The organism is Microcystis sp. M53598_WE2 (assembly GCF_030067735.1).
GTDB lineage: Bacteria > Cyanobacteriota > Cyanobacteriia > Cyanobacteriales > Microcystaceae > Microcystis > Microcystis aeruginosa.
Window position 1 is genome coordinate 1 of the sequence record NZ_JASJFE010000773.1, and the last position, 5,058, is coordinate 5,058.

Consider the following 5,058-nt stretch of genomic DNA (forward strand, 5'->3'; position numbering starts at 1 on the left):
CAAAGAGTGACGATATTTAGGGTAGGTGCAGCGGTGAGAAAGCTAAACACCACCCCTGGGGGTACTCCCTCTAATAAGAATCTTCTAGCGACGGGAATCGTGCCGTATTGTCCGACGGGTAAGATTAATCCGATGGCACTGCCAACGATCGCTCCTAAGACTCGATTACGGGGAAATATCGCCGCTAATCGCTGTTTATTGACGAAAACCAGCAAAAAACTGGAAACGGCCGTCCCCAAAAGTAAAAAGGGAAGCGAGGTCAAGACTAAACTAAGAAAAAAAGTAACAGCGATAGAAATTTGATTCATGAATAGGGTTCAAGATCGGAAGCTATCCTACAAAATAGCAGATAAGGTAAAAAGTAAGTAGTCGTGCCAAATTAATTTCTTGGTTAGGATAGGCAAAAGGCACTCATGCAAAAGGCACTCATGCAAGAGGTAGTTAGATATGTGTAATTAATTTTGCTTAGGTACTTAAAAAGAGCGGTTTTAGATGCAACAATAGGTTAGTTTGTTGAAATCAAAAATTAAAAAGAACGTAAAGCGATTAATTGTGCCTCAGCTTTATGAAGGGATTCTAACCATTCTTTTTCGGGATCGCTATCGGCAACTATTCCCGCTCCCACTTGTCCCCAAACGGTGTTTAAATTCCCTTGATTAGTCATTAATAGGGTACGGATGAGAATATTCAAATCTAAATGACCCCGTAGGTCAATATAGCCACAGGAACCATAGAATAAATTGCGTCGCACCGGTTCCAATTCTTCGATAATTTCTAGACAACGAACTTTCGGACAACCGGTAATTGTTCCCCCGGGGAAAAGAGCTTTAATTAAATCAATAGCATGATACTTTTTATCTAATTTTCCTCGAACATTACTGACCAAGTGCATAACATGACTATAACGCTCGATCGTCAGTAATTCATCCACATCAACCGATCCCCATTCACAAACTCTACCTAGATCATTACGTTCTAGATCTACTAGCATAATATGCTCGGCCCGCTCTTTTTTATTAGTTAATAGTTCCTCGGCCAATTGTCGATCGAGTGCCTCGGTTTTACCCCGGGGACGGGTTCCAGCGATCGGTCTAGTGCTGGCTATTCCCCTTTCTAATTTTACCAATCTTTCGGGAGAACAACTAATCATTTCTCCCCAAGGGGTGCGCCAATAACTGGCAAAAGGAGAAGGGTTAATCTGTTGTAAACTGCGATAAATTTGCCATCCTTTTGCCTTAGTTGTGCTTTGAAATCTTAGGGATAAATTTGCTTGAAAAATATCACCTTTTCTGATATGATCTAAGGCTTTTTTAACAGCTTTTTCGTAGTCGAGTTGAGAAGTATAAAAGATTAAGGGAGAGGGACGAGGATCGATAAACTCAAAATCCGGTTGATTGCTTAAAGATTGTTCGTATTTATCTAAATCTTCGGGTTTGCTGGCAGCTAACCAGAGAATTTGTGCTTGGTGATCGAGAATGGCAAAACTATCCGGTTCATACCAATAAGCGACGGGAAAAGGGAGAGTATCAGCTTTCCTGTCGGGTAATTTTTCTATTTCCCAAGCTAAATCGTAGCCTAACCACCCCAACCAACCACCATGGAAGGGAAGATGATCGGGAAGATGATCACATCGGGGTTGGGGGAGTAAACTGCTTAAAAAGGGCAAAATTTCCCCTAGTGCGGGGGTCCAAAGCTGACGCGGGGAACCAGCACAAAGAGAGTAACGGGAGAGGGAATTACCCGGATAGGGACTTTCTAGTAAAGTAGCGATCGCATCTTGGGAGAATAAGCAGGCAAAAACCTCGGAACCGGTGCGCTGATGCAGAGGAAGCGATCGCCAATGCCATGCTAAAGGTTTTTGCATCTAAAATCGCGGGCCAAAATAGCTGGGAAATTGGGTATAACTAGGGGTTTGGTGTTAGTTGTGGGGGAGTTGATCTTTCCTATCTGCTAACACCTATTCTCTTAGTCCTAAATGTTTGCTGTCTGCTAATTATCCCCGATAATCGAGGTCAATTTCTTTAGAACCGCCGCGCTGTAATTGGCCTAATAATTCCCCTAACTGACTCCAAACCAAACCACCGATAAAGATAGTCATCGGGAGAGAGATAGCGTAGGCAACCCAACCATTGAGAATAAATATATCTAATCCCGAGGCAAGGAAAAGACAGATTCCTACACAAATACCGATAAAAGGAATTTGTAAGGAACTAGATTTTAAAAGATTTTGATCGTCTGAACCCTTATTTTTATACCAATTGTTAACCACTTGCTTGAGACTAGCTTCAAAAGCGGCCCCGCAGGTAATACCGATAAATAAACCGGCAAAAACTAGAAAATAGGGCGGTTGGGGCAGAAAATAATAATCCATAGAAAAAGTGATTAACCGATGATGACCTTAAACACTTTAACGCGAACTGGTTTCTCGCGGAAGGACAGCGGCCACACCTTGGGACGATAATTCCCGAAAAGCGCTCATGGCCACATCCAAGAGTCGCCGCGGTTGCAATTCTCCTTGAATTAAACCCCAGAGACGTTGCACTTCGGCAGTATGGAGACGGTCATCTTCCGTTAAAGCTAATAGCAATTGACGACGCAGATAACGACCTTCTTCCGAGAGAAGAAAAGTGATGCCTAATTGCGCGGTGGGCAGTAAATCGAAGTTACTTTCCGATCGAGCCATTGTAATCATGTTTTCTAGGCGTTGCCACTGGAATTTACCGTCTTTGAACAGGACATCCAGTAAACGCCGCCGCAGTTGGGGCGATTCCCCTGTCAGGAGACGTTTAGCAACGTAGGGATAGGCCACTTGGACGATTTTGAAGTTAGGATCGAGGGTGAGGGCCAAACCTTCTTGGGTGACGAGGGAACGAATAATCAGGGCAAATTTGGCGGGAATCCGGAAGGGATACTCGTACATCAATTCGGAGAAATCATCGGTAATGGTGCGGAAATTGAAGTCACCGACCCTTTGACCGATGGCATTGCCTAAAACTCGTTCTAGGGCGGGAATAATTGGTTTTATATCGGTTTCTGGGGTTAAAAATCCCAGTTTGACAAAGTTGCTGGCTAGGTTTTCGTAGTCTTTGTTAATTAAATCGACGACGCAACTAGCGAGGGTTTCTTTAGTTTCCTCCTCTAACTGATCCATCATGCCAAAATCGATATAGGCCATGCGACCATCAAAAGTGGCGAAAAGATTACCCGGGTGGGGATCAGCGTGGAAAAAGCCGTGTTCGAGGAGTTGCTGCAATCCGGAGGTGACGCCGATTTTAACGATATTATTGGGGTCTAATCCTAAAGCTTTGATGTTCTCGGTATCGGTGAGTTTATAGCCATCAATCCATTCCAGGGTGAGGACGCGGCGACCACTATAACGCCAGTAGATACTGGGAACTTTAACTTCGGGGTTATTTTGGAAGTTGGTGGCGAATTTTTCAGCGTTGCGACCTTCGTTTTGATAGTCGATTTCCTCAAAGAGTTTGGTGCCGAATTCATCGACAATCAGGGTGAGGTCGTGGCCGAGATTGAGGGGTAATAAACGACCGAATTTTTGGGCGGCCCAGCGCATTAGGTATAAATCGAGGCTTAAAAGCGCCCGCAGCCCGGGCCGTTGCACTTTAACGGCTACTTCTTCACCGGTGGGGAGTATCGCTTTGTAAACCTGTCCTAAACTAGCGGCAGCTACCGGGGTGGGGGATATTTCTCGATAGGCTTTTTCTACGGACATTCCCAATTCTGTGTCGATAATGGCAAAAGCGATGTCGTTATCGAAGGGGGGAAGTTGGTCTTGCAGTTTAACTAATTCGTCTAAAAAGTCTCTGCGAACGAGGTCGGGACGGGTAGAGAGAGCTTGACCGACTTTGATGAAGGTGGGACCCAAACGGGTGAGAATTTGCCTAAGTTCGCTGGCACGCTGGTATTTATTGGCTTCTTCTTGCTTTGTCCATTTGTCCCAGAGGAGACTGAGGAGAAATAATCCTAAAGACCAAATAATCACGAAAGCGCGACCGAACAATTGCCAAGGTTTGTAACGGTATTCTTGAGCGATCGCTGCTGCACTGTAAGGAGTGAACTGTGTTTCTTCTCGTTTCCCGTCAGTTTGACTGTCTTGATGCCGACTCACTAGCTAATCTCTATATATCTTACGCCACTTCATATTGTAGCTAAGTTCTTGACATCAGTATACAAAACTACACATTATTTAATAATTGTTATAATTCCCTGAGAAATCATAAGTATTTATGGATGGACTGCCGGGGAAATTTTCGGCTAGTGGATGTCCTCAAGTACCTGATGGATATTTTCAACAAGCTGTTCTATAAAGGTAACGGCATCATTAACGAGATTTTCATCGATATTCCAGCGACTGCCAATGCCATAACTCGGGTCTATATCAGCTTCGTGGGCGATTTTGTTCCTTCGATCAACAATTATGCTAAGTTGGCTTTTAATATCTTTGGCTGGTTTATTTAGTTTGCTGGCCACTTCTTCCCACAATTTCTTGGCTGAAATTAATCTAATGGCCTCCGCTATCTTGTCCGGTTGTTGAAAGCTTTTATATCTGAGGTTTTCTCTAATTTCAGTCTCTAGCCAATAATTACTATTAAGTTTGTTGGTGAGGAGATTTTCAATCATTGGTAGTACCTCGGAAATTGAGCGAGATTCTTGATCAAAAAAAGAACCGTAGTTTTGTTGAATTTCGTTCTCTAACCAAGAGCCAATACTAATAGCTATCAATCGTTCTTGTCGTGCGCCATTCAAGGAGACTTGAAAACGAGAAAAGGCAGATTGAGAACTGTTAGGAGTGGGAGAAGGTTCTGAACGTTGGCCTCGATAAATTTCTAGCATTCCTAGAGTAACCACTTCGTGAATATAATAATCTAAAGCGCTCACAGTCAGGACTAAAGCGGCTCTGAGGATATCCGATACATCTAGGGCGGAAGTAGTCTGAGATTTGAGGGAATTGTGGATAGCGATCAAGTCACGAACGCGGGCAAGACTAAGGCGAAATTGTTCAATGGCTAACTGCATAAATCTCGGAGGTAAGACCGATAA

Annotated in this window: 5 protein-coding genes; all 5 read right to left on the reverse strand. The window is 43.8% G+C overall.

The window, feature by feature from the left end; genetic code table 11:
- Positions 1-308, reverse strand: a 308-nt coding sequence (locus PX636_RS15785) for a permease (protein WP_288117770.1), incomplete at its 3' end; no start/stop codon positions are given.
- Between the two features lie 218 nt (positions 309-526).
- Positions 527-1,864, reverse strand: coding sequence for an anthranilate synthase component I (locus PX636_RS15790; RefSeq protein ID WP_288117771.1), 1,338 nt, complete (start codon positions 1,862-1,864; stop codon positions 527-529).
- Positions 1,865-1,993: 129 nt separating this feature from the next.
- Positions 1,994-2,371 (reverse strand): hypothetical protein, encoded by a 378-nt coding sequence (locus PX636_RS15795; protein WP_002734118.1) that lies wholly within the window; start codon positions 2,369-2,371, stop codon positions 1,994-1,996.
- Between the two features lie 36 nt (positions 2,372-2,407).
- Positions 2,408-4,126, reverse strand: a complete 1,719-nt coding sequence (locus PX636_RS15800) for an ABC1 kinase family protein (protein ID WP_288117772.1) — start codon at positions 4,124-4,126, stop codon at positions 2,408-2,410.
- A gap of 146 nt (positions 4,127-4,272) precedes the next feature.
- Positions 4,273-5,058, reverse strand: a 786-nt coding sequence (locus tag PX636_RS15805) for a HEPN domain-containing protein (protein ID WP_288117773.1), incomplete at its 5' end; no start/stop codon positions are given.

Bases quoted from the DNA above. Each gene is read 5' to 3' on its own strand.
- PX636_RS15795 (WP_002734118.1), bottom strand. From the start codon at position 2,371: ATGGATTATTATTTTCTGCCCCAACCGCCCTATTTTCTAGTTTTTGCC.
- PX636_RS15790 (WP_288117771.1), bottom strand. From the start codon at position 1,864: ATGCAAAAACCTTTAGCATGGCATTGGCGATCGCTTCCTCTGCATCAG.